Here is a 23,377-nt window from a genome sequence, read left to right on the forward strand (position 1 = left end):
CGCGGACACCTCCCAGCTGACGGCCGCTCCTCAGCGGCTGCCCTTAGTTGTTGACCTTGATGGTGAAGGTCGAGGTGGTGTTCTTGATGTCCTGGAAGTTGTCGCTCAGGTGCAGACCGTTGAAGGTGACGGAACCAACGGCCGGTCCCTGGCCGGCCTCCGGCAGCTCATTGGCCCACAGACCGAATCCCGACTTCGCGTCGTACGCGTCACCGCTCTTGTGGGCACCGGTGATCGAGATGTTGGTCAAGATGGTGTCCGTGATCGGGAACTGCGGCTGACCGCCCACGTAGTTGGTCTGGAACATGATGCCGCTGTACGTCGGATCGGTGATGTCCACATCGCTGATGCGGATTCCCTGGAACACCTTCGAGGCCGAGAACAGCCAGATGGCGGGGAAGGTCTGGCCGTTCCAGAAGTGACCGCCCGTTCTGGCGAGCGACACGTTCTGGATGTTGGTCGGCACGGTTCCGAAGCCGTTCATCGCGTAACCGAAGTCCAGCGAGCTGACGGTGACTCCGGAGTAGACCAGGGTGTCCGCGATGTAGATGTTCCGGAAGGTGTTGTTGTACCCGCCGTACACCGCGACGCCCGCCGCGCGCCAGGTCAGCAGCGACGTCAGGTTCTCGAACACGTTGTTCTTCTCGTCCGCGCCGCCGGCGTCGATGGCGGAGAACAGCGCGAAGCTGTCGTCACCGGTCGCCCGCGACTCGTTGTTGAAGACGTGGTTGTCCGTGGAGCCGTTCGTCATGTTGACGCCGTCGGCGAACGTGTCACGGATACGGGAGTTGCTGATCACCATGTTGTCGGTGTTGGCACCCCAGTACATGCAGACCGTGTGCTCGACCCAGATGTTGTCGATGGTCATGTTGGCCACGTTGGAGAGGTCGAAGACCTTTCCGGGACCGTCGATGCGCGAGGTGTAGTTGCCGAAGAACGCGAATCCGGAGAACGTCGTCCCGTTGGCGGTGGCGTCCGCGCGGAATCCGGCGTCGGTGTTCGACTGGTCGGCCGGAGTGCGGAAGCGGGTGAACCACGGACCGGCGCCGATCACCTTGATCGACCGGCCGTAGACCTGGAACTTCTGGGCGGTCGAGTAGTCACCGGTCGGCAGGTAGACGCCGAGCTTGGTGGTGTCCTGTCGCGCCGCGTCCAGGGCGTTCTGCACGTCCTGCTGGGTGAAGCCGGCCGGCACGACGTACTTCGTCGGGTCCGGGTTCGGGATCACCGTGGCCTGCTCGGTGTTGATGAAGTCGATCGCGTACGTGCTGGTGTTCGCGGCGTCCTTCTGGAGCTTGATCGTGCTGCCCGCCGGGACGGTCGTCCCGAGCAGCAGGTTGGCCTCGTCGTAGATGTGACGGGGGCCGCCCGCACCCGGGCTGTTGCCGGGGCCGGTCTCGTTGCCGTACAGCCAGGCGTACTTGGACGTCAGGTCGATGGCCTTGAGGAACGTGCCGTTGACGTAGACGTTCAGGTTGGAGTTGATGCCGTCGCCGCCCGCGGCGTCCGGGATGGAGTAGCGGACCACCAGCGTGTTGGTGCTGGCGCGGGTGGTGAAGGACACCGACTGCCCGGTGGAGTTGAGCGTCACCGCCTTGCGGCCGGACGCCTCGCCCGCGATGTCGCCGACGGTCCGGTTGGGACCGACGACCTGGGCGCCGCCGCCGAGCACGCCGTCCTCGGCCTCGTACGAGTCGTACGGCATGTTGGCGCCGCGACCGACGAAGAAGGACAGGGTGCTGGTGTTGTTGGCCTGCTTGGTCGCCACCTCGTTGGCGTCGACGGCGATCACCGTCTTCACGGTGTACTTGCCGTTGACCGCGGTCCAGCTACCCAGGTTGATCGGGCTGGTGGTCGCTCCGGCCGCGATGGCGCCGCTGTAGGAGCCGGTCAGCGTCTTGATGACACTGCCGGTGGTGGCGTCGGCCAGGGTGAGCGTGACGTTGTGCGCGCCGCTCGCCGAGGCCACGGTGCCCTGGTTCTTGATGGCCACCGAGAAGTTGACGTTGTTGCCCGCCGACGGGTTGCCCGGCGACCAGGCGACCGGCGAGGCCACCAGGTCGGAGGTGTCGACCGGCTTGACCACCAGGGCGGTCGGGTTGGTGTAGCTGTTGTTGGTCTCGTTCTGCTCGACGACCTTGTTGGACTCGTCGACCTTGGCGGTGAGCTGGTAGCTGCCCGCGTCCTTCGCGCCGATGTTGGCGGTCACGACGCTGCTCGCGCCCGCGGCCAGCGCGCCGACGGTGCCGGTGCCGACCTTGGTGGTGCCGAGGTAGAAGTTGACGTCGGTGGAGGCCGCCGCGTCGGTGCCGATGTTCTTCACCGTCGCGCTGAGCGTGATCGGGTCGGTCTCGATCGGCGAGGCGGGCGAGGCCGTCAGGGAGCTGACGGTCAGATCGGGGTTGGGCCCCGGTACGCCGATGACCTGGAACTCGGCCGCCTGGCCGCCGCCCGCACCGGTGTTGGAGCTGAAGGTGAGGCGCACGTCAGCGACCCGGCCGGAGACCGGGATCGTCACCGAGTTGCCGGTGGACGGGCTGAAGTTGTACGCGGTCGCGGGCGAGAGCTGGGTGAACGTGCTCGCGCTCTGCTCCCGGCCGGAGACCGCGATGGTCTGGGTCCGGTTGCCCCACGAGGCGTCGGGGTTGAGCTTGACCACCACGGAGCTGGTGTCCACGTTGGAGCCCAGCGAGACGGTCAGGGTGCTGGTGCCGCTGCCTTCCCAGTACGTCGACAGGCTGTCGTCGTTGGCGTTGGCGGCGACGAAGTTCTGCACGGTGGCGGACGCGACGATCGGCTTGCCGACCGCCAGGTTCGTACCGCCGACGCTGGTGCCGTTGCGGGTCACCGTGTTGCTGTTCGCCGACTCGTTCCCGGCCGCGTCCTTGGCCCGTACGAAGTACGAGACGGTCGCGGTGTCGGGCTGGCTGTCGGTGTAGGTCAGCACGTTGGCCGCGGTGGTGGCGATCTGGCTGCCGTTGCGGAAGACCTCGTAGCCGGTGACACCGACGTTGTCGCTCGACGCCGTCCAGGTCAGCTTGATCTGGCCGGAGGCGGGCTGGGTGTACGCCAGGCTGCCCGGTGCGGTCGGCGCCTGCGTGTCACCCGAGGTGCCGGTGCGCGTCACGGTGTTGCTGTGCGCCGACTGGTTGCCCGCCGCGTCCTTGGCGACCACGTAGTACGCCACGGTCGCGGTGTCGGGCTGGCTGTCGGTGTACGTCAGCACGTTCCCGGCCACCGAGGTACGCAGCGCGCCGTTGGCGTACACGTCGTAGCCGGTGACGCCCGTGTCGTCGGTGGAGGCGCTCCAGGTCAGCTTGACCTGGCCGGACGCGGGCTGGGTGTACGCCAGGTTGGCGGGCGCGGTCGGCGCGGTGGTGTCACCGGTCGTCGGCCCGTACACCTCGAACTCGGATATCTGGCCCGCGGGCCAGCCGGTGTTGCCGGTGATGTTCAGCCGGACGTACCGGGTCGTCGTCGAGTTGAAGTTGATGGTCACCGTGTTGGCCGACGACGGGTTGAAGGAGTAACCCGCCGAGGCGACGATGTCGGTGAACGTGGTGCCGTTGGTGCTGCCCTGGACGGCCAGGGTCTGCGTGCGCGTCGACCAGCTCGTGGCCGGCGGCAGCTTCAGCACGACCTGGTTGACCGCCACCGCGGAACCGAGGTCGACCCGGAGCCACTGCGGGAAGGCGTTGTTGGAGCTCTCCCAGTACGAATTCGCGTCACCGTCAACGGCGTTGCCCGAGCCGTAGACGTCCGCGTGGCTGGACTCCGCGGTCGGCTTGCCCTTGGCGAGGTTGACCGTCGAGGCCGCGGCGGCCTGCGCGGTGATCTCGGAGAGCTGGGCGGAGGACCCGGCGGAGTTCCCGGTCACCTCGGCGCGCACGTAGTGCGCCATGGAGGCCGGGAAGGAGATCTTGACGGTGTTGCCGGTCGACGGGCTGAAGGTGTACTTCGCCGAGCCGACCAGGGTGTTGAAGGTCTCGCCGTCCTCGCTCGCCTGGATCGAGAGCGTCTCCGACCTGGACTTCCACCCCGAGGGGACCTTCAGCCGCACCTGGTCGATGCGGGTGGTGCGGCCCAGGTCGATCTGCGCCCACTGCGGCAGGGACTTGCCCGAACTCTGCCAATAGGTGTTCTGGTCGCCGTCGTTGAGGTGGGCGGCGCTGTTCTTGCCGCTGGTGCTACTGACCGAGACCGCGCTGTCGGTCGCCGGACTTGGCTCTCCCGATGCCATGGCGGGAAGAGCGGACCCGCCCAGGAGCAGCAGGCTCGTCGCGGTCACCCCCGCCATCAGCCGTGGGATGGAGCGCTTCGTTCTCATAGCGTCCCTCTATGTCGTGTCCGGCGCTTCGTCGCGACCGGAGCGGTGGGAGGTTCAGGAGACGGACTATCCGAAACGTGCGGGTTGAGCATATGAAGTTGCGCTCTTCCCATGCAGATCCATCGTTGTTCTGCGAAAAATTTGCGTTTGTGTTGGCAGAGTGTTACAGACGCGCTACGGCGGCGTCTACGCCTCGGAAGGCAACGATTCATGCCATGGCAAAGCCAGTTGGCGGACCTGCCGGTTTCCGGACATGCCTGAGCGCCCGCGCGTGGGCGGGTCGGGTGACAGTGGGTACGCGTGAGAGCGGTCTCACGTCACAGCGGGTTCGCCCCCGTGCTTCAGGGGAAGGCGCGCAGTGCGGCGCCGAGCGTTACGCGCGGTCGTCGGAGCCGGCCAGCGCCTCTTCGACGGAGTCACGGACGGCCAGCACCATCGGCAGTCCGACCAGGCCGAAGAGCCGGGCGACGAAGGGAGAGGGAGCGGCGAGCCACAGGCGACCGGGGCCAAGATCGACATCGGCCCGCAGCAACTCGTTCACCGTGGAGGAGTCACAGAAAGTGACCTGCGACAGATCGAGCACCACGCGGGGCGCGTCGTCGCGCCTGGCCGCGGCCAGCGCAGCCCGCAGCGGCTCCAGGGTTTCCAGGTCGAGCTCGCCGCGCAAGGCGAGGACCAGCGCGGTCCCGGCCCGGCGGACGGCCACCTCGACCGGTCTCCCGGCACCCTCTCCGCCACCGCTCACAGCGCTTCCTTCACTCTCTGCCGCACCGGCGGCCGTACGAGGCGTTCCGTCGCCCCCGCGCTGCCCGACATGCGCAGTCACGCGAGCCACCCTAGTAAGATCGTTGCCACTTGACAACAATATCCATCGGACAAGAGTCTGTGCCGACGCACACGTGTTCGTGTCACGGCATGGGTGCGGGTCGGGATGCGAGTGCGCGGGCGACAGCGCCCGGGGCGGGGAGCGGTGCGTGATGCTAGGCGGAGTCCGCCGCACGGCGTGCGGGGTCGGCGGTGGTCGCACCGGGTACGGCCGCACCGGCGGCGGCACGGCGGAAGGCCGTCAGTCCCTCGGCGAGCGCCGCCAGCTCGTCCGGCGCCATCCGGCCCAGCACGGCCTTCACCTCGCGGGCCCTGAAGTCGCGGAATTCGGCGAGTGCCGCGTGCCCGCGCCGGGTCAGCCGCAGTTCCACCTCGCGGCGGCTGGTCGGGCTCGTCTGCCGGTCCACCAGACCGACCGCCTCCAGCCGGTCGCAGAGCCTGCTCACCGAGGACGGCCGCGATCCCAGCGCGTCGCCCAGTGTCCGCAGATTGGCGCCCTCGTACTGTTCGATCGCGAACAGCGCCCGCACCTGCGACGGTGACAGGGGGCCGGACGGTGCGGCCTCCTGGCCTCTCCCCCACAGGACCTCCAGCAGTTCCGACACAGCACTGGCTTCATGAGCGACCTGCTCATGGCGGTGAGGCGGAACGATGTGGGGCACCTGGCCACTGTGCCACTGACGACGGCGGTTTGTCAGCCCGCGCCTCCCCGCACGGGCCCCCTGCCACCCGCCGCGCCCACCTCGTCACCCCGCCCTCACCTCGGCCGCCGTCCCCGACCCCCTTCACCGCCACTGTCCGTCAGCACCGCTTCAGCCCCCCACACGCCGTCTCTCCCACCGATCGCAAAGGCTGTCCCGCCCGTGACGAACTTCCTGGCCGTAGAACGCGCTCTGCGCTCCGCGGCTCCCTACGCTCTGCTGGACACCGCGCGCACCGCGCTGGCCGAGCACTACGGCACGGTCTCGGCCGACCTGCTGCTGGCCGACTACAGCACCACGGTGCTCCAGTCGGTCGACGTCTCGGCGCCCGCCAGGCTCTCGCTGCCGGTGCACAACACCCCGCAGGGCAGGGCGTTCGGCAGCCAGCAGCCGGTGGAGCAGCGCGCGGGGCGGGACGGCGAGGTCACCGTGCATCTGCCGGTCACCGTGCGCGGCGACCGGCTGGGCATCCTCACGGTCGTGCTGCCCGCCGACCGGCACGCCGTGCAGGGCGTCGGCGAGCTGGCCGAGGTGGCGGAGCTGCTCGGACGCGAACTGGTGGTCGCCGAGCGGGACACCGACCACTATCTGATCGCGCGCAGGGCCACGCGGCTCACCCTGGCGGCCGAGATGCAGTGGGAGCTGCTGCCGGGCCGCGCCTTCGCCCGGCCCGAGTACGCGCTCGGCGCCCAACTGGAGCCCGCCTACGCCATCCACGGCGACAACTTCGACTGGTCGGCCAGCCCGGACACCCTGACCCTGGCCATCACCAACGGCATGGGCGCGGGCATCGACGCGTCCCTGCTGACCAGCCTGGCCGTCAACGCGCTGCGCAACGCGCGCCGGGCGGGCATCGGCATCGCCGACCAGGCCGCGCTCGCCGACCAGGCGCTGTGGTCGCGCTACCGCGGCGCCGCCCACGTCGCCACGCTGCTGCTCTCCTTCGACGTGCCCAGCGGTGTGGTGCAGGTGGTGGACGCCGGGTCGCCCCGGCTGTGGCGGCAGCGCGGCAAGACCGTCGAGCGGGTGGCATTCGACGAGCAGCTGCCGCTCGGGATGTTCGAGGAGACCCTGTACGTGGCCGAGGAGTTCCAGGTGCTGCCCGGCGACCGGCTGCTGTTCGCCAGCGACGGCGTCTACGCCACGTACTCCCCCGAGGGCGACGCGTACGGCGACCGGGCGCTGATCCGCGGCCTGTCGGCGACGAGTCTGCTGCCCGCCGCCGACGTGCCGGGCGCGGTGCTGCGCGAGCTGCCCGACTACCGGGGGCACGAAGCGGACGACGACGCGCTGGTGGTCTGCCTCGACTGGTTCGGCCCGCAGGAGGAGACCGGGGCCTGAGCCGTACGGTCGTATACGGTCGCCGCGCACGTCAGCCGTACGTTGACGCGAGCTCGCGCGCCGGCCGTCAGCGCAGGACCGCACGGGCAGCGCCCAGCCGCTTCTTGATCATGTGCAGCCAGGGGTGCCGGTCGCTCTGCTCGCGCGAGTAGCGGTCCAGCTCCTCCACCAGGCGCTCGGACCGCTTCTCGACGGCCAGCTCGTCCAGGATGCGGTCGACCTCGGCCAGCAGCGCGCCGTGCAGCTGCCACTGCCGGGGGTGCTCGCGCACCTTGGCGAGCAGCAGCTGGGCGGTCCTGTCGCGGCTGGCCGTGCTGTCGGTGAGGGCCTGCGCCAGCTGCTCCTCCGCCGACTGCGCGTTGGCCGCGACCTGGGTGGTGATCAGTACGGCGAAGCTCTCGATCGCGTGCGCCACGTGGTCGAACAGCTCCTCCAGTTCGACGGCGACGTCGTCGGGGAACAGCGACTCCTCGGTGCGGTGCTTGGCGAGGTCGGTGAGCGTCCTGGACAGCACGCGCAGCACCACCGCGCAGATCTCCAGGGTGTCGAGCCCCGTCCGCAGCACGATCCGGGAGAGCACGCCCTCGCGGACCCGCGGATTCCACCGCAGGCTGTCCTCCGCCTGCCGCAGCGAGGCGTCGACCTCGACGATGTCGTGGTCGACGCGGCGCGCCTCGTGCAGCCGGGCGGCGGCGCGCTCGACGGGGAGGTGTCCGGCCAGCTCGCCGCCCATGTCGCGGAAGAGGGCGCCCATCCGGCGGGACAGCGACTCGATGGAGCCGCCCGCGGACTGCACCCAGACCGGCGGCGCGAACAGCAGGTTGAACAGCAGGCCGACGCCCGCGCCGATCAGCGTCTCCAGCACCCGGTCCCACGCGGTGTCCGCGACCCGGGTCACGCCGAGGACGAGCATCGCGCTGATCGCGACCTCGGGCACGAACTCGCCGACCCGTACGACGCGGCCGATCAGCAGCGCGCTGAAGATCGTCAGACCCAGGCTCCACCAGCTCAGCCCGACCAGCGCGCTGAAGCCGATGGCGATCAGGACGCCGACCACCACCGAGTTCACCCGCCGGATGCCGGTGGTCAGCGTGGAGTAGAGGGTGACCTGGACGACCAGCAGAGCCGTCAGTGGCGCGGTCAGCGGGGCGGGCTGCGGGGTGAGCTGGACGGCGGCGACATAGGCGATGACGGCCGCGGCGGTGGACCTGAGGGTCTGGGCCGCGGCCGGTTCCGTGGTCCACCGGACCAGCTTGACCATGGGTTCTGGTACGTCGGGCATCCCGTGCACGTTCCCGCTCTCGGCGATCTCAGTGGTCCGGGCCCACCCTAAAGTCGATCTCCTCCGGAACGGCCGGTGGCGCGCCTCGTACGGTCATTCGGGATTGGCGCACGGCACTTCGGGGTTCACCGCACCGCGCTTATTGACATGCTCACGCTGCACCGCTGAAATGTGGTTGCTTTCGTTCGACCCCGTTGGATTGTGCGCCATTGAAATGACTCGGAGCCGCACATGCCGCACGAACGACACACCAAAACACACCACCTCCGGCAGCGTCTCGCGGCCTCGGCCGCGTCGCTCACCCTCGTCGCCGGGGCGGGAGCCGGACTCACCGCACTGGCCGCGACCGCCGCCGTGACCGCTCAGATCGCCGCCGCGCCACCGGCCGCGGCCCTCGACAACGGCCTGGCCCTGACCCCGCAGATGGGTTTCAACAACTGGAACTCCACCGGCTGCGGGTCCCAGTTCAACGAGGCGATGGTCAAGGGCATCGCCGACCTCTTCGTCTCCCAGGGCCTCAAGGCCGCCGGATACACCTACGTCAACCTGGACGACTGCTGGGCGCTGCCCAGCCGCGACGCCTCGGGCAACCTCGTCGCCGACCCCGTGCGCTTCCCCGACGGCATCAAGAACGTCGCCGACTACGTCCACTCCAAGGGGCTGAAATTCGGCCTCTACTCCTCCGCGGGCACCAAGACCTGCAACAGCGCGGGCTTCCCCGGCGGCCTCGGCCACGAGCAGCAGGACGCCAACCTGTGGGCGTCCTGGGGCGTGGACTACCTCAAGTACGACAACTGCAACAACAACAACGTCGACGCGCAGCAGCGCTACAAGGCGATGGGCGACGCGCTGAAGGCCACCGGCCGGCCGATCCTCTACAGCATCTGCGAATGGGGCTCCAACCAGCCGTGGAACTGGGCGCCCGCGGTCGGCAACTCCTGGCGTACGACCGGGGACATCAGCGACTCGTGGTCCAGCATGATCAACATCGCGCACCAGAACCAGCAGCTCGCGCCGTACGCCAAGCCCGGCGCGTGGAACGACCCGGACATGCTGGAGGTCGGCAACGGCGGCATGACCGACACCGAGTACCGCACCCACTTCAGCCTCTGGTCGGAGATGGCCTCGCCGCTGCTGATCGGCAGCGACATCAGGACCGCGTCCGCCGCCACGCTGACGATCCTGAAGAACGCCGACGTGATCGCGGTGGACCAGGACCCGTTGGGCAAGCAGGGCTCGGTGGTCTCCTCCTCCGGCGGGCTCGTGGTGATGTCGAAGCCGCTGGCCAACGGCGACCGCGCGGTGACGCTCACCAATGAGAACGCCTCCGCCCAGACCGTCAGCACCACCGCGCAGGCCGTCGGCGTCGGCGGCGCGTCCTCGTACGCGCTCAAGGACCTGTGGTCCAAGGCGACATCGAGCACCGGCGGCACGATCAGCGCGTCGGTGCCCGCGCACGGCACGGTGATGTTCCGGGTCACCCCGGGCAGCCCGGTGCCGCCGCCGACCGGGCTCAACGAGCTGAGCGACCTGTCGTGGACCTCGGCGGTGAACGCCTGGGGCCCGGTCGAGCGCGACCACAGCAACGGCGAACAGGCCGCGGGCGACGGCAGGACGCTCACCATCGGCGGGACCACGTACGCGAAGGGGCTCGGGGTGCACGCGCCCAGTGACATCTCCTACTACGTCGGCGGTCTGTGCGGAAAGCTGACCGTGGACGTCGGGGTGGACGACGAGGTGGGGAGCAACGGCTCGGTGGACTTCCAGATCTACCGCGACTCCACCCTGGTCGCCGACAGCGGGACCCGTACGGGCAACGACGCGGCGGCGCACCTGACCGCCGACCTGACCGGAGGGACGACGCTGCGGCTGGTGGCCACCGACGCGGGCGACGGCATGAACTACGACCACGCCGACTGGGCCGACGCCAAGATGGCCTGCGGCAAAGGCCCTTCGGCCGGCACGCACGCCCTCAGCGACCTCAACTGGTCGTCGGCGGTGAGCGGTTGGGGCCCGGTCGAGCGCGACCGCAGCAACGGCGAACAGGCCGCTGGCGACGGCAGGACGCTCACCGTCGGCGGCACCACGTACAGCAAGGGGCTGGGCGTGCACGCGGCCAGCACGGTCGTCTACTACCTGGGCGGCGGGTGCTCCTCGGTCACCGCCGACGTGGGGGTGGACGACGAGGTCGGCAGCAAGGGCTCGGTGGACTTCCAGATCTACCGCGACTCGACGCTGGTCGCCGACAGCGGGGTGGTGACCGGCAGTGACACGGCCCGCCATCTGACGGCCGCTCTGAGCGGCGGTACGGAGCTGCGGTTGGTGGTCACCGACGGCGGCAACGGCAACGACTCCGACCACGCCGACTGGGCGGGGCCGGTACTGACCTGCGGCTGACGCGCAGGACTGGACCAATCATGGCGGCGGAGATTTTTCTCCGCCGCCATCGTGGTGTTCACCGTCTCAAGCTCTTGCACACAGCGACAAGCCGCTTAACTCCCTTATCGGGACGAGTGGTTCGTTGACCCTTCGGGTGTCGACATCAAGGCGGACCCGAGTGAATTCGCGGGGCGAATCTCGTTCACTTTCTTGACGTGTCAGCAACAGCCCCGTAATCATCGCAGCATTCAGAGAGCGCTCTCTCGCTCGGCGACCAATCAGGAGACGCCGTGATCGGCAACCCCCCACAGACCCTTCCGTCCCCCACGACACGATTCCCCAGATCGCTGATCTTCGCCTTCGTCGCGGCCCTCGTCGCGACGCTCGCGCTGGCGGTCTCACAGACTCCGGCCAAGGCCGCGAGCACCCTGCTCTCGCAGGCGAAACCGGCCACCGCCTCCTCCACGGAGAACGCGGGCACGCCCGCGTCGGCCGCGGTCGACGGCGACCTCGGCACCCGCTGGTCCAGCGCGGCGGCCGACCCGCAGTGGCTCCAGGTCGACCTCGGCGCCACGTCCACCCTCTCCCAGGTGGTGCTCAACTGGGAGACGGCGTACGCGAAGGCGTACCAGATCCAGGTCTCGGCCAACGGCACGACCTGGACGAACGTCTACAGCACCACGACCGGCGCCGGTGGCACCGAAACCCTCGACGTCACCGGCTCCGGACGCTACGTCCGGATCAACACCACGGCGCGCGCCACCCAATACGGCGTCTCGCTCTGGGAGTTCAAGGTCTACGGCTCCACCGGCACGGGCAACGCGGCCTGCGGTACGGCCAACTCCGCGCTGAACAAGCCCGCGACGGCCTCGTCCACGGAGAACGCGGGCACTCCCGCGTCGGCCGCGGTCGACGGCAACATGGGCACCCGCTGGTCCAGCGCGGCGGCCGACCCGCAGTGGCTCCAGGTCGACCTGGGCAGTTCGCAGAACGTGTGCGGTGTGCAGTTGAGCTGGGAGACGGCGTACGCGAAGGCGTACCAGATCCAGGTCTCGGCCAACGGCACGACCTGGACGAACGCCTACTCCACCACCACGAGCCCCGGCGCGACCGAGCTGATCACCCTGACCGGCACCGGCCGTTACGTCCGGGTCTACACCACCGCGCGCGCCACCCAATACGGCGTCTCGCTCTGGGAGTTCCAGATCTTCACCGGTGGCGGCGGCAGCACGACCCCGCCGACCACTCCCCCCACCACACCCCCCACCACACCCCCGACCACCCCGCCCACCACGCCGCCGGGCGGCGCGGTCCTGCTGTCGTACAACAAGCCGGCCTCCGCCTCGACCTACCAGAACGCCAATAGCTGCGTCGGCTGCACGCCGGCCAAGGCGTTCGACGAGGACCCGGCCACCCGGTGGGCGACCAGCGACACCAACGGCTGGGTCGACCCCGGCTGGATCAGCGTCGACCTGGGCGCGACCGCGCACATCACGCAGGTCGTCCTCCAGTGGGACCCGGCCTACGCGACCGCGTACCAGATCCAGGTCTCGCCGGACAACACCAACTGGACGAGCATCTACTCCACCACCACCGGCAAGGGCTTCAAGGAGACCCTGAACGTGGACGGCACCGGCCGCTACGTGCGGATGTACGGCACCGCGCGCAGCAACGGCTACGGGTACTCGCTGTGGACCTTCGACGTCTACGGCACCGGCGGCAACCCCACCGCGCCGCCCGCCCTGCCGCCCGACCCGGGCAACCCCACGCACCTGGTGTGGAGCGACGAGTTCAACGGCGCCGCGGGCACCAAGCCGGACACCGGCAAGTGGACCCAGGACATCGGCGGCGGGCAGAACGGCGAGCTGGAGTACTACACCAACGGCGACAACACCTCGATGGACGGCAACGGCAACCTCGTCATCGAGGCCAGGAAGGAGAATGTCCAGGGCCACCAGTACACCTCGGGCCGGATCAACACCTCGGACCACTTCAACTTCACCTACGGCCACGTCGAGGCGCGGATCAAGGTGAGCGGCACGCAGGGTCTGTGGCCCGCGTTCTGGATGCTGGGGTCCAACTTCAAGACGGGCACGCCGTGGCCCAACTCCGGTGAGATCGACATCATGGAGCACGTCGGCAAGGTCGCCGACTCCGTCTACTCCACGCTGCACGCCCCCGCCTACAACGGCGGAAACGGTTACGGGTCCCCGTACACCCTCGCGGGCAGCGACTTCGCCTCGGACTTCCACACCTACGCCGTGGACTGGGACTCCCACCACATGACGTTCTCGGTGGACGGCCACGCCTTCTTCACCGCCGACAAGGCGACAGTGGAGGCGACCAGGGGTCCGTGGGTGTACGACCACCCGTTCTACATCATCCTCAACAACGCGGTGGGCGGTGACTGGCCCGGAGCTCCCGACGCCACCACGGTCTTCCCGCAGCGCATGCTGATCGACTACGTGCGCGTGTCGCAGTAACCGCGACGCCGCGCCCGCCGCGGTAGGCGCGTCCGCCTCCCCGTATGTGATGACGGTTCACACGGGGAGGCGGACGTATGTCCGGGGCAGGGGGTTGCCGGACCGGGGGGTCGGGGGGTTCGAGGACCGCGATCCGCGCTCCGGCGCACCGGGCGGCAATGTTGTCAGGGTCGCGTCATGAGCCTAGAGTGACGCGCGGAGTTTCCGGCCCCCACCCACCGGACGCGCGCGGCGAGAGCCGACCGGCAGCATTCACCCGCTCGTAACGCACGGCACATCAGTCACAGGTTCTACGCGCGCAGAATCATCTCCCGCACCCCCACTGACCGCCCCCCACCTGGAGGTTGACGGATGCTTGGAACCCGTGTGCCCCGCAGCCGTGTGCTGATCGGCGCGGCAGCCGCACTGGGCGCGATCGCGCTCGGCGCGGCCGGTCTCAGCGGCGGCTCCGCTCAGGCCGCCCCCGGCGCCCCGGTCGCGCCGGCCGCGGCGACGACGCACCGCGTGCTCTTCGACAACACCAAGGCCGAGACGGCCGGGAACGCCGACTGGATCATCAGCACGAGCCAGCCCGACCCGCTCGGCCAGAACGCCAACCCCACCAAGGAGACGGACTGGACCGGCGCCTTCTCCGCCTGGGGCGTCGCGCTCCAGAAGGCGGGCGGGTACACCCTCAACACCCTGCCGTCCGGCCGCACGATCACCTACGGCAACAGCTCCAACGCCCAGGACCTCAGCAACTTCGACACCTTCGTGCTGCCCGAGCCGAACGTGAAGCTGAGCGCGGCCGAGAAGACCGCCGTGATGAAATTCGTGCAGAACGGCGGCGGGCTCTTCCTGATCTCCGACCACAACAACAGCGACCGCAACAACGACGGCTGCGACTCCCCCTGCGTCATCAACGACCTGCTGACCAGCAACGGGGTCGACAACACCGACCCGTTCGGCTTCTCCGTCGACCTGCTGGACATCAGCACCGACAATCCGCGGGCGATCAGTGACGCGTCCAACCCGGTGCTGCACGGCCCGTTCGGCAATGTGACGGGCAGCATCCTGCGCGACGGCACCACCTTCACCCTCAAGCCCGCCGACAATCCGAACGTCAAGGGGCTGCTGTACAAGACGGGTTCGTCCGGCAACACCGGCGCGTTCTTCGTCACCAGCACCTTCGGCAGCGGCCGGGTGGCGATCTGGGGTGACAGCTCACCCGCCGACGACGGCACCGGCCAGTCGGGCAACACCCTCTACAACGGCTGGGACGACCCGGCGGGCACCGACGCCGCGCTCGCGCTCAACGCGACGGCCTGGCTGGCGGGTTCGGGATCGGGCGGCACGACGCCGCCCACCACTCCCCCGACCACCCCGCCGACCGGCGGCACCTGCACCGCACGCCAGCTCCTGGCCAACCCCGGCTTCGAGTCCGGCACTTCGTCGTGGACGGCGACCAGCGGCGTCATCAACAACAACGCGTCGCAGGCGGCGCACAGCGGCTCGTACAAGGCGTGGCTCGACGGTTACGGGACCGCCACCACGGACACCGTCGCGCAGTCGGCGACCATCCCGGCGGGCTGCGCCGCGAGTCTGAGCTTCTGGCTGCACATCGACACCGCGGAGACCGGCACCACCGCCTACGACACGCTCAAGGCGCAGGTCCTGAACTCCTCCGGCACCGTACTGAGCACCCTGGCCACGTACTCCAACGTCAACGCGGCCTCCGGCTTCCAGCAGCGCACCTTCAACCTGGGCGCGTACGCGGGGCAGACGGTCACCGTCAAGTTCACCGGGACCGAGGGCTCCAAGCTCCAGACCTCGTTCGTCATCGACGACACGGCGCTGAACGTGAGCTGAGCGCGGCCGCGGTACGGACGGCCGGGTCCCGGGAGTGGGGGCTCAGCCGTCCGTACCGGTCTCGTCCGGGTCGAATTCGCACCAGACGGCCTTGCCGTCGCCGCGCGGCTCCACGCCCCAGCAGGCGGCGAGCGCGTCGATCATCAGCAGGCCGCGGCCCGAGGTGGCCGCCTCGCCGGGCGATCTGCGGCGCGGCCAGACGCTCGACCGGTCCTGGACCGACAGCCGCACCCGGCGTACCGGTTCCGGCAGCACCTCAAGGGTGAGGACGGCGCCGCCCTCGGTGTGCAGCAGCACATTGACCAGCAGCTCGCCCGCGGCGAGCTCCACGTCGTCGGCGAGGTCGGCCAGGCCCCAGTCGGTGAGCGCCTGCCGCAGGGCGGACCGGGCGTCGGCCAGGCCCTCGGGGTCGGCCTGGTGGACGTAGCTGTGCATCCGCGGGGCGCGCGGGGTGCCGGTGTCGGGGGCGCGGCGCAGGATCAGCAGCGCGACGTCGTCGCCCGAGCCCCAGCGCTCCCAGAGGTTCTCCGCGAGGTGGTCGGCGAGCGCCTCGGCGGGCTGCGGGCCGAAGTGCACCGCCTCGGCCAGCGCCTCCATACCGATGGTGATGTCCAGACCGCGCTCCTCGACCAGGCCGTCGGTGCAGAACACCAGCGTCTCGCCGGGCACCAGGTCGATCCGGGTCTCGGGGAACTCGTGCAGTTCCAGGGTGGTGGCCAGGCCCAGCGGCAGGCCGCCGCGCACATTCGGCCAGCCCGTACGCCCGTCCGTGTGCCGGATCAGCGGCCCGAGGTGGCCCGCGCGGGCGGCGGAGACGGAGCCGGTGGCGAGGTCGATCTGCGCGTAGGCGCAGGTGGCGAAGCGCTCGGTGTCCAGTTCCGCCAGGAAGCGGGAGGCGCGGGCGAGCACGGTGGACGGCGGGTGGCCCTCGGCCGCGTACGCGCGCAGTGCGATCCTGAGCTGGCCCATCACGGCGGCGGCGTGCGTGTCGTGGCCCTGCACGTCGCCGACGACCAGGCCGACCCGGTTCTGCGGCAGCGCGACCACGTCGTACCAGTCGCCGCCGACCTCCCGCCCGCTGCGCGCCGCGTGGTAGCGGACGGCGATCTCGGCGCCGTCGACGCGCGGGATGTGCCGGGGCAGCATCGCGGCCTGGAGGCCGGTGGCGAACTCCCGCTCCTGGTCGAAGAGGATCGCGCGCTGGAGGGACTGGGCCAGGATGCCCGCGAGCGTCATGTACAGCTCGCGGTCCTCCGGCCGGAATTCGGTGCGGTCGTGGTAGAAGAGCGCGAGGCCGCCGATGGAGCGGGCCTGGGCGACCAGCGGCAGGAAGGCCGCCGCGAAGTTGCTGTCGGAGTCGACACCCGCGCCGGGCTTCATCTGGGCGCGCAGCAGCGGAAACTTCTCGGCCAGCGCCGGGAAGTCCGTGGCGAACCGCGGCTGCTGCGTGATGACGGCCTGGGTGAGCGGCAGCGAGTCGTCGAGCCGCCGCAGCCGCAGCCCCTCGTAGAAGGACATCTCCCGGCCACTGAAGGCGACCACCTTGAGATTGCCGGTCTCTATCAGGCCGAGCGTCAGTCCGTCGGCGCCGAAGCGCTCCAGGCCGCCCGCGCCGGTGAGTACCGCGATGACGTCGTCGACCGTGACGGCCGTGGACAGCGCCTCGATCGTACGGCGCACGATCGAGGGCAGGCTGCGGCGCTCGTGCCGCGGCGGCGGGGTGCTGGGCGCGGGGGTCTGGGTCAGCTCGGCGGTCGCGTCCCTGACGATGCCCAGGACGCGGTACGCGTTGCCGAGGTCGTCGCGCAGGATGGCGCCCTGGGTGTGCGTCCACTGCTTGGCGCCGTCCCTGCGGGTGACCTGGAAGTATCCGCCGTAGCTGCGGCGGCCCGCTTGCAGGGCCCTGCGCAGCGCGATGTCGAGGCGGGCGCTCTCCTCCGGGGTCACCCGCAGCACCAGCGAGTCGATCCGGCCGTCGAATTCCTCCGGGCGCAGGTCGAAGACGTCGAGTCCCGCCTGGTCGAGGTCGAAGGTGCCGAGGTCGAGGTCCCAGTCGAAGGTGCCCATGCCGTTCATGGCAAGCCGCTCCCCGGGGCCGATCTCCGGGGCCGTCGGCAGACCCGTCGGGAAAGGCCCCACGCGGGGGTCGTAGCCGCCACCTGGTGGCCGCTTGCGTGCCGTCATGCACCTGCTCCGGGGTCGGGCGGCGGTCATCTGACCACATCCGCGAGGCGGGCCACACGGACCACCAGGATAGCTTTGGCATGATTTATCGCCATGAGGGACATTATCCAGCGTCCCACATTCCGCCACGGGGCCGCGCTTCCGCCTTCTGGGCGGCTCGTGCAGGTGGCTCGTGCAGGCCGCTCGTACGGGCCGCTCGTACGGGCCGCCCGTGCAGGACTCAGTCGGGGCTCCGTGGGGATGCGCGTCAGGTGCGCGTGGACGACCGCGCGAGGGAGCCTCGCGGGCGGCGGTACGCCGTCAGCCGCGGGCGGCGCGTCTGCGGCGGACGACGAGCACGCCCGCGGCGGCGACCAGGACGCCGCCCGCCAGGATCTCCCGCGCGTTCGGGGCGGACACATCGCCGCCGAGGCCGGTCCGCACCGCGCCGGTCCGCACCGCGCCGGTGGGCTTCGTACCGGTGGACGTCGTACCGGCCGCGACGGTCAGCGCTGCGGTGCCCCGCTGGCTCCCGCAGGTGAAGGTCACGACGTACCGCGCGCCGGGCTTGGCCTCGCCGTCCACCGTGGCGGTGGCGACCTGCCCGGACCCGTCGCCCTTGCCGAGGGTCACGTCGCCGAAGAGCGCCGGGGCCGAGGCGGTCGCCTGGCCGGCGCAGTCGGTGGCCGTGAGGGTGACCTTCCCGCCGGGCACGACCGTGGTCGGCGAGACGCCGAAGCCGAAGGACGTGAGGTCGGAGTCGGCCCGCGCGGCGGGTGCGGCCAGGGCCAGCGCGAGCGCCGTCCCCGCGACGAGGGCGGCCGTTGTCCGTCCGGGGGCACGTCCAGAGCGCATGTGGTCTCTCCACGCACCGGGGCGGTCTGGCGACCGCTCATGGGGGGACCGGCACGCCCCCCACCCAACCCGGCGCCGTCGCTGTCCGCCTTCCCTGCCGTCGCCTCCGGCCGTCCGGCTCCTCCCAACCCCCTTATCGCCGCGCCCCCTTGTCCCCGCCCGCCCCGTCCCCGGCCTCCGACCCATCCGGGTGACACCTCATCCCGTCGGCCGGGCGCGCACCCCCAAACACCCGATGGGCCATTCGGCCGCCGTCCCCGCACCGCGCGGAACGCGGTTCCCCAAGGCCGCCGCGAGGTGCCCTGGCCCTGCGCAAGGCCATGCCGTGAGGTGCGCGGGGCCGCGTTCGATGTACGGCTGCCGCCACGGGGGCGCGACCAGCCACCACGCTCCCGCACGTCACCACCCGCCCCGAAGGGACGGTTCGGTTGTCGCCGGACCACCAGCCGGTGGGGGCCGGCCGCGCAGTTCCCCGCGCCCCTACGGGGCACGACCCGGCCCGGAGCGCCTGCCGCCGCGCGGGCGCGACCAGCCACCACGCCCCCGCACGTCACCACCCGCCCCGAAGGGGCATTCTGGTCGTCCCCGGACCACCCGCCGGTGGGGGCCGGCCGCGCAGTTCCCCGCGCCCCTACGGGGCACGTCCCGGCACGGAGCGGCTGCCGCCGCGTAGGCGCGACCAGGCACGACGCCCCCGAAGGTCACCGCCCGCCCCTGAGGCGGGAGCCGTCAGGCGGTGGGGGCGAGGACGGACAGGACGACGAGGCCGGGCCGGGAGCGGGCCGGGGCAGGTGGACCGACCGCGGGAAAGCGGTCGACCAGGGCGTCGAAGACGCGATACGCGCTGGCCTCGTCGCGCGCGGTGATCAGGACGTGCACCACACCAGGTTCCCGAAGGTCTTCCCAGTCCTCTGCCATCACCGGCTCCTTCCGCCGTGGATCGGTCCCCCGGACAGACAACGCGCCGTGGGCGCGCAGTTGCGGGCGCCGGAGCGGTTCACTCCCACGGGAGCGCGCGCGGGGGCGTGCGGCATAGGCGCGCGATGACCGGGTACGTGTCGTGTCCAGTCGGCGAGGATCACGAAGAGGCCCTCGCCAGGACCTTCGGAGGCAGCGATGACCAACCCCGTGCCCGAGCCCTTCCCGACGCCGGGGCCCGATCCGTTCCCGTCGCCGGTGCCCGGTCCCACCCCCGGCCCGGGTCCGGTCCCGGTGCCGGATCCGACGCCGACACCTCCGGGACCCGAGCCGGTGCCTCCCGGCCCGGCGCCCGACCCGGTGCCGCCGACGCCTGAGCCGAGTCCCGCGCCGCCCCCGCCGCCGCCGTCGATGTACTGAGCAGCGCCGCCGCACCGCCGGTCGCCGGGCCGGACGCGCAGCAGAAACGATAATTCTGCCGCGTCGGGCCCGGCCGCGGGCGACAACCGTGGATCACGCACGGTGCCACTGCGCCTGTTGATACGAAAGAGGGGACGCCGAGGGACCGGTTCGGCCCGTCGGCTCCCCGATGGCTCACCCTTGTCCGCGGATGTCAAGGCCCCCTTGGCGGGGCCACCTTGTTACCGCACCCTGGGGTGCGGAAGTTTTCGCGGGTGGGGATGATCCGGCAGTGGCGTGAGTGAAACCGGTGATGGACATGGAAGACGACAGGGCGGGGCAGCGGGCAGCGGACGGGGAGCGTCGGTACCGGCCGGACCGCGCGGCGACGGCGGTGGCGGCACCCGAGTCCCGAGGCGGCGGCCAGCAGCCGCCGGATGTGATCGACGTGGTGTTCCCCGTGCCGGGGCCCGAGGACACCGGCCGCGCGGCGGCCGCAGGACCCGGTGGCGGGCCCGGCCGACGTGAACGGCTGCGCGAGCGCCCGCTGTTGCTCGGCGCCGTGTCCATCGCCGCGGTCGCGGTGGCGGCGGTGATCGCCTGGCAGGTGTGGCCGCAGTCGCCCGGCGCGACGGCGCCCGACCGGCCGGCTCCCCCGCCCTCCAGCACCCGGCCGCTGACCAGCGGCGGGATATCCGGCCACGCGGCCGGAGCGCTGCCCTCGGCCGGCGGCCACACCGGCCGGGCCCCGGCTGCCGACGGCGATCCGACCCGTCGGGCCACGCCACCGGCGGGGCCGTCAGCGATGCCCGGAAGCGGAGCGGAAACCGGGACCGGGCACGGGAACGGCTCCCCCGCGCCGGGGTCGAGCGTGACCGGCGCGCCGCCCGCCACCGCCCCCAGCGACTCCCCCGCGCCGAGCGCGACGGCCCCAACTCCCCGGACGCTCCGGGCGGGTGACAGCGGATCGGATGTGATCGATCTTCAGCGGCTGCTGTTCGCGCAGGGATTCACCTATGTGTCGCCCACCGGGGTGTACGACGACGCCACCGTGCGCGGTGTGACGCAGATTCAGCGGGACCGCGGAATCACCTGTGACCCCACGGGTGTCTATGGCCCCTGCACTCGCGCCGCATTGGCCCCGTAACCGCTTTCCGCACGGTCTCGCCCCGGTACGCCCCCGCTGTGCGCCTTATACGCCCCGCGTATTCCCCTCGTTCTCCGGGAATTCGATTCGATCATTTTCCGGTCATTTTCCACCACGCGGGCGATCGATCCTCACCACGGTCGAGAAAATCGTAAATCCGAGCGATGATTCATCATTCAGGTCGATAATCCTTTCGCGCCGTGCTCATGTCATTCAGAAAACTCGCAGGTGGGAAGGGTCGGGCAGGCGCGTCACGCCGTTCGGTGTCCCCTGCCTTCCGGCCACCTCCGCAGAATGGTCACAAGTCCTCCGCACCGTGCCCCACGATGGTCCCCGTAATTGCGGCCGGGATTCGGCCGCTGCCAGTTGGAAGACGCTGAGCCGATTCATGCCGTCTTCCGGGGGAGGAAAACTATGGGCAGAGCATTGCGTGCTGCCGCTCTCAGTTCAGCGGCGGTTCTCGTGGCCCTGGGGGTGGCACCGAGCGGGGCGCAGGCCGCGACACCGCCCCGTATCGATCTGAGGGTACTGGTCGTCGACGACGGCGGACCGGCGACACAGGCCATCACCGCGGAACTCGACGGGGCGGGGACCCCGTACACGAGGATCGATCTCAACCAGGCGGGCCGGCCGACCATCAACGCCGCCTACCTCAGCGACACCGTGAGCGGCCGGGCACGCGCCAAGTTCCAGTCGGTGGTGCTGCCCAACGACAACCCGTTCGGGGCGGGTTCCGCCGAGATGGCCGCACTGGCGGCGTACGAGACGGACTTCGGCATCCGCCAGGTGGACGCGTACACCTACGCGCAGCCCGGCGTCGGGCTGAACTACGCGCAGGATCCGGGGTACATCGGCCAACTCGACGGAATTCAGGGCCAGGTGACGGCGCAGGGCACCGCGGGCGACTTCGGTTACCTCAAGGGCGCGGTGCCCTTCGAGGACAACGACCCGAACGTGGCGGAGAGTTACGGCTTCCTCGCGACGCCGCTGGCGACCCAGGCCGCCGGGGCGACCTTCACCACGCTGGTCGACGCGCCGATTCCGGACAGTTCGGCGCGCGGTGTGCTGGTCGGGCAGTACAACCACGACGGGCGCAGCGAGTTGGTGCTGCCGTTCGTCTACAACCAGTACCAGCGGCAGTTCCGGCTGCTGGCGCGCGGGATCGTGGAGTGGATGACCCAGGGCATCCACCTCGGCGCCGACCGCAACTACTTCGAGGTGCAGGTCGACGACATCTTCCTGGCCGACGACCGGTGGAACACCACCCTCAACTGCACGCCCGGCGACGTGGACTGCCCGATCGGCACCGGTGAGGACACCGATCCGATCCGGATGACCGCGGCGGACGCGCAATACGCCAAGCAGTGGTCGCAGGCGCACGGCCTCACCCTCGACTTCGTCTTCAACGGCGGCGGCAGCGAGGACTGGAAGGCCGACCACGACACCACCGTCGACCCGCTGGCCACCCAGCTCCTGGCCGACAAGAGCGCCTACCGCTGGGTCAACCACACGTATCTGCACCCCTTCCTCGGCTGTGTCCAGGACGTCAGCGTGGTGCCGTGGGCCTGCGGGACGGACGCCTCGGGGAATGTCCAGTGGGTCAGCAAGGCCGACATCACGGCCTCGGTGCAGGACAACCGCAACTGGGCCGCCTCGCACGGGCTGTCGCTGAACAACCAGGAGCTGGTGACCGGTGAGCACTCCGGGCTCAAGGTGCTGCCGCAGCAGCCGGTCGACAATCCGAACCTCGCGCCCGCGCTGACCCAGCTCGGCGTGAAGTACCTGGCCAGCGACAACTCCCGTGACCCGGGCCAGCGTCAGGTCGGTCCCGCGGTCACCGTGCCGCGCTTCCCGATGAACGTCTTCTACAACGCCGGTACGGCGCAGGAGGAGACCGACGAGTACAACTGGATCTACACCAGCTCCGCCCAGGGCGGCAGCGGCGCCTGCGCGACCTCGGGCAACTCCACTTGTCTGACCGCGCCGTTGGACACCGACACCGGCTACGCGTCGTACATCGTGCCGCTCGAGGCCAAGATCGACCTCGGGCACGTGCTGGGCAACAACCCGCGCCCGCACTTCATGCACCAGTCCAACCTCGCGGAGGGCCGCATCGCCTACCCGGTGCTGGAGCGCATCCTCAGCGACTACGCGTCGCTGTTCGCCGCCAGCACCCCGACCGTCAACCTGCGGACCTCGGACATCGCCACCGAGTTGCAGCGCAGGGCGGCGTGGGACACGGCGTGGAAGGGCGGCCAGGTGACCGCCTACCGGATCGGTGACGCGGTGACGGTCAACGCGCCGAGCGGTACGCAGATCACCGCGACGATGCCCGCCGGTACGCGCCAGTCCCAACTGCTCGGCACGACCGCCTTCGGCAGCTCCTACGCGGGCAAGGTGTCCGGCTGGACCACGCCCGGCGTGCTCCAGAGCAATGTGTCGCTGACGCTGCCGTCCGGCGCGGTGCCCGCGCTGGTCAACCTGAACGTCTCGCTCGGGCCGATCACGATCAAGGCTTCCGTCGGCCATCTGCCGGTGCCCAAGGGCGTCGCCAAGGCCGTGCCCGTGGGACCGGGCGACCACACCAGGAAGTAGCACCGGGAAGTGAACCACCCGCGGGCGGGGCGTACTCGGCCCCGCCCGCGGTACCGGGGCGCCGCACGGTCACCGGCGCCCCGTGACACGAGAACGTCCAGGGGGGACACCATT

Annotated in this window: 13 protein-coding genes; 6 read left to right on the top strand and 7 right to left on the bottom strand. The window is 70.4% G+C overall.

Features of this window, described 5'->3' with window-relative positions; all coding sequences use genetic code 11:
* Positions 1 to 43 precede the first annotated feature (43 nt).
* The 3 genes from ABZX65_RS31450 to ABZX65_RS31460 form a co-directional block, all read right to left on the bottom strand.
* The gene (locus ABZX65_RS31450) at positions 44 to 4,327 is read right to left on the bottom strand and encodes a discoidin domain-containing protein (protein WP_355347687.1); all 4,284 of its coding nucleotides are present in this window, start codon (positions 4,325 to 4,327) and stop codon (positions 44 to 46) included.
* 373 nt (positions 4,328 to 4,700) lie between these two features.
* Positions 4,701 to 5,072, bottom strand: coding sequence for an STAS domain-containing protein (locus ABZX65_RS31455; protein ID WP_355347690.1), 372 nt, complete (start codon positions 5,070 to 5,072; stop codon positions 4,701 to 4,703).
* Between the two features lie 235 nt (positions 5,073 to 5,307).
* Positions 5,308 to 5,814, bottom strand: coding sequence for a MarR family transcriptional regulator (locus ABZX65_RS31460; RefSeq protein ID WP_355347693.1), 507 nt, complete (start codon positions 5,812 to 5,814; stop codon positions 5,308 to 5,310).
* A 201-nt stretch (positions 5,815 to 6,015) separates the two neighbouring features.
* On the opposite strand from ABZX65_RS31460, the gene ABZX65_RS31465 reads away from it, so the two are divergent.
* Positions 6,016 to 7,194, top strand: coding sequence for a PP2C family protein-serine/threonine phosphatase (locus ABZX65_RS31465; RefSeq protein ID WP_355347696.1), 1,179 nt, complete (start codon positions 6,016 to 6,018; stop codon positions 7,192 to 7,194).
* A 67-nt stretch (positions 7,195 to 7,261) separates the two neighbouring features.
* Here ABZX65_RS31465 and ABZX65_RS31470 read toward each other — a convergent pair whose 3' ends face one another.
* Entirely contained in the window at positions 7,262 to 8,476 is a 1,215-nt protein-coding gene (locus tag ABZX65_RS31470) for an aromatic acid exporter family protein (RefSeq protein WP_355347699.1), read from the bottom strand.
* A 231-nt stretch (positions 8,477 to 8,707) separates the two neighbouring features.
* Here ABZX65_RS31470 and ABZX65_RS31475 point away from each other — a divergent pair, with 231 nt between their 5' ends.
* From ABZX65_RS31475 to ABZX65_RS31485, 3 genes are all read left to right on the top strand, one after another.
* A complete protein-coding gene (locus tag ABZX65_RS31475; RefSeq protein WP_355347702.1) occupies positions 8,708 to 10,873 on the top strand; it encodes an NPCBM/NEW2 domain-containing protein in 2,166 nt (721 codons plus the stop codon).
* Positions 10,874 to 11,205: 332 nt separating this feature from the next.
* Positions 11,206 to 13,338 (top strand): discoidin domain-containing protein, encoded by a 2,133-nt coding sequence (locus tag ABZX65_RS31480; protein WP_355347805.1) that lies wholly within the window; start codon positions 11,206 to 11,208, stop codon positions 13,336 to 13,338.
* Between the two features lie 351 nt (positions 13,339 to 13,689).
* Entirely contained in the window at positions 13,690 to 15,186 is a 1,497-nt protein-coding gene (locus ABZX65_RS31485) for a hydrolase (RefSeq protein WP_355347705.1), read from the top strand.
* 42 nt (positions 15,187 to 15,228) lie between these two features.
* On the opposite strand, the gene ABZX65_RS31490 is transcribed toward ABZX65_RS31485, so the two are convergent.
* From ABZX65_RS31490 to ABZX65_RS31500, 3 genes are all read right to left on the bottom strand, one after another.
* Positions 15,229 to 17,262, bottom strand: a complete 2,034-nt coding sequence (locus ABZX65_RS31490; RefSeq protein WP_355347808.1) for a SpoIIE family protein phosphatase — start codon at positions 17,260 to 17,262, stop codon at positions 15,229 to 15,231.
* A 408-nt stretch (positions 17,263 to 17,670) separates the two neighbouring features.
* Positions 17,671 to 18,204, bottom strand: a complete 534-nt coding sequence (locus tag ABZX65_RS31495; protein ID WP_355347709.1) for a hypothetical protein — start codon at positions 18,202 to 18,204, stop codon at positions 17,671 to 17,673.
* 729 nt (positions 18,205 to 18,933) lie between these two features.
* Positions 18,934 to 19,122 carry a hypothetical protein gene (locus tag ABZX65_RS31500; RefSeq protein WP_355347712.1) on the bottom strand — a complete coding sequence of 63 codons (189 nt, stop codon included), beginning with the start codon at positions 19,120 to 19,122 and terminating at the stop codon, positions 18,934 to 18,936.
* Positions 19,123 to 19,840: 718 nt separating this feature from the next.
* Between ABZX65_RS31500 and ABZX65_RS31505 the strand changes: the two genes are divergently transcribed.
* Both ABZX65_RS31505 and ABZX65_RS31510 read left to right on the top strand, forming a co-directional pair.
* Positions 19,841 to 20,668 carry a peptidoglycan-binding protein gene (locus ABZX65_RS31505; RefSeq protein ID WP_355347715.1) on the top strand — a complete coding sequence of 276 codons (828 nt, stop codon included), beginning with the start codon at positions 19,841 to 19,843 and terminating at the stop codon, positions 20,666 to 20,668.
* 414 nt (positions 20,669 to 21,082) lie between these two features.
* Positions 21,083 to 23,263 (top strand): hypothetical protein, encoded by a 2,181-nt coding sequence (locus ABZX65_RS31510; RefSeq protein ID WP_355347718.1) that lies wholly within the window; start codon positions 21,083 to 21,085, stop codon positions 23,261 to 23,263.
* Positions 23,264 to 23,377 lie beyond the last annotated feature (114 nt).

The sequence above is a fragment of the Streptomyces sp. NPDC003300 genome (genome assembly GCF_040610915.1).
Classification (GTDB): domain Bacteria; phylum Actinomycetota; class Actinomycetes; order Streptomycetales; family Streptomycetaceae; genus Actinacidiphila.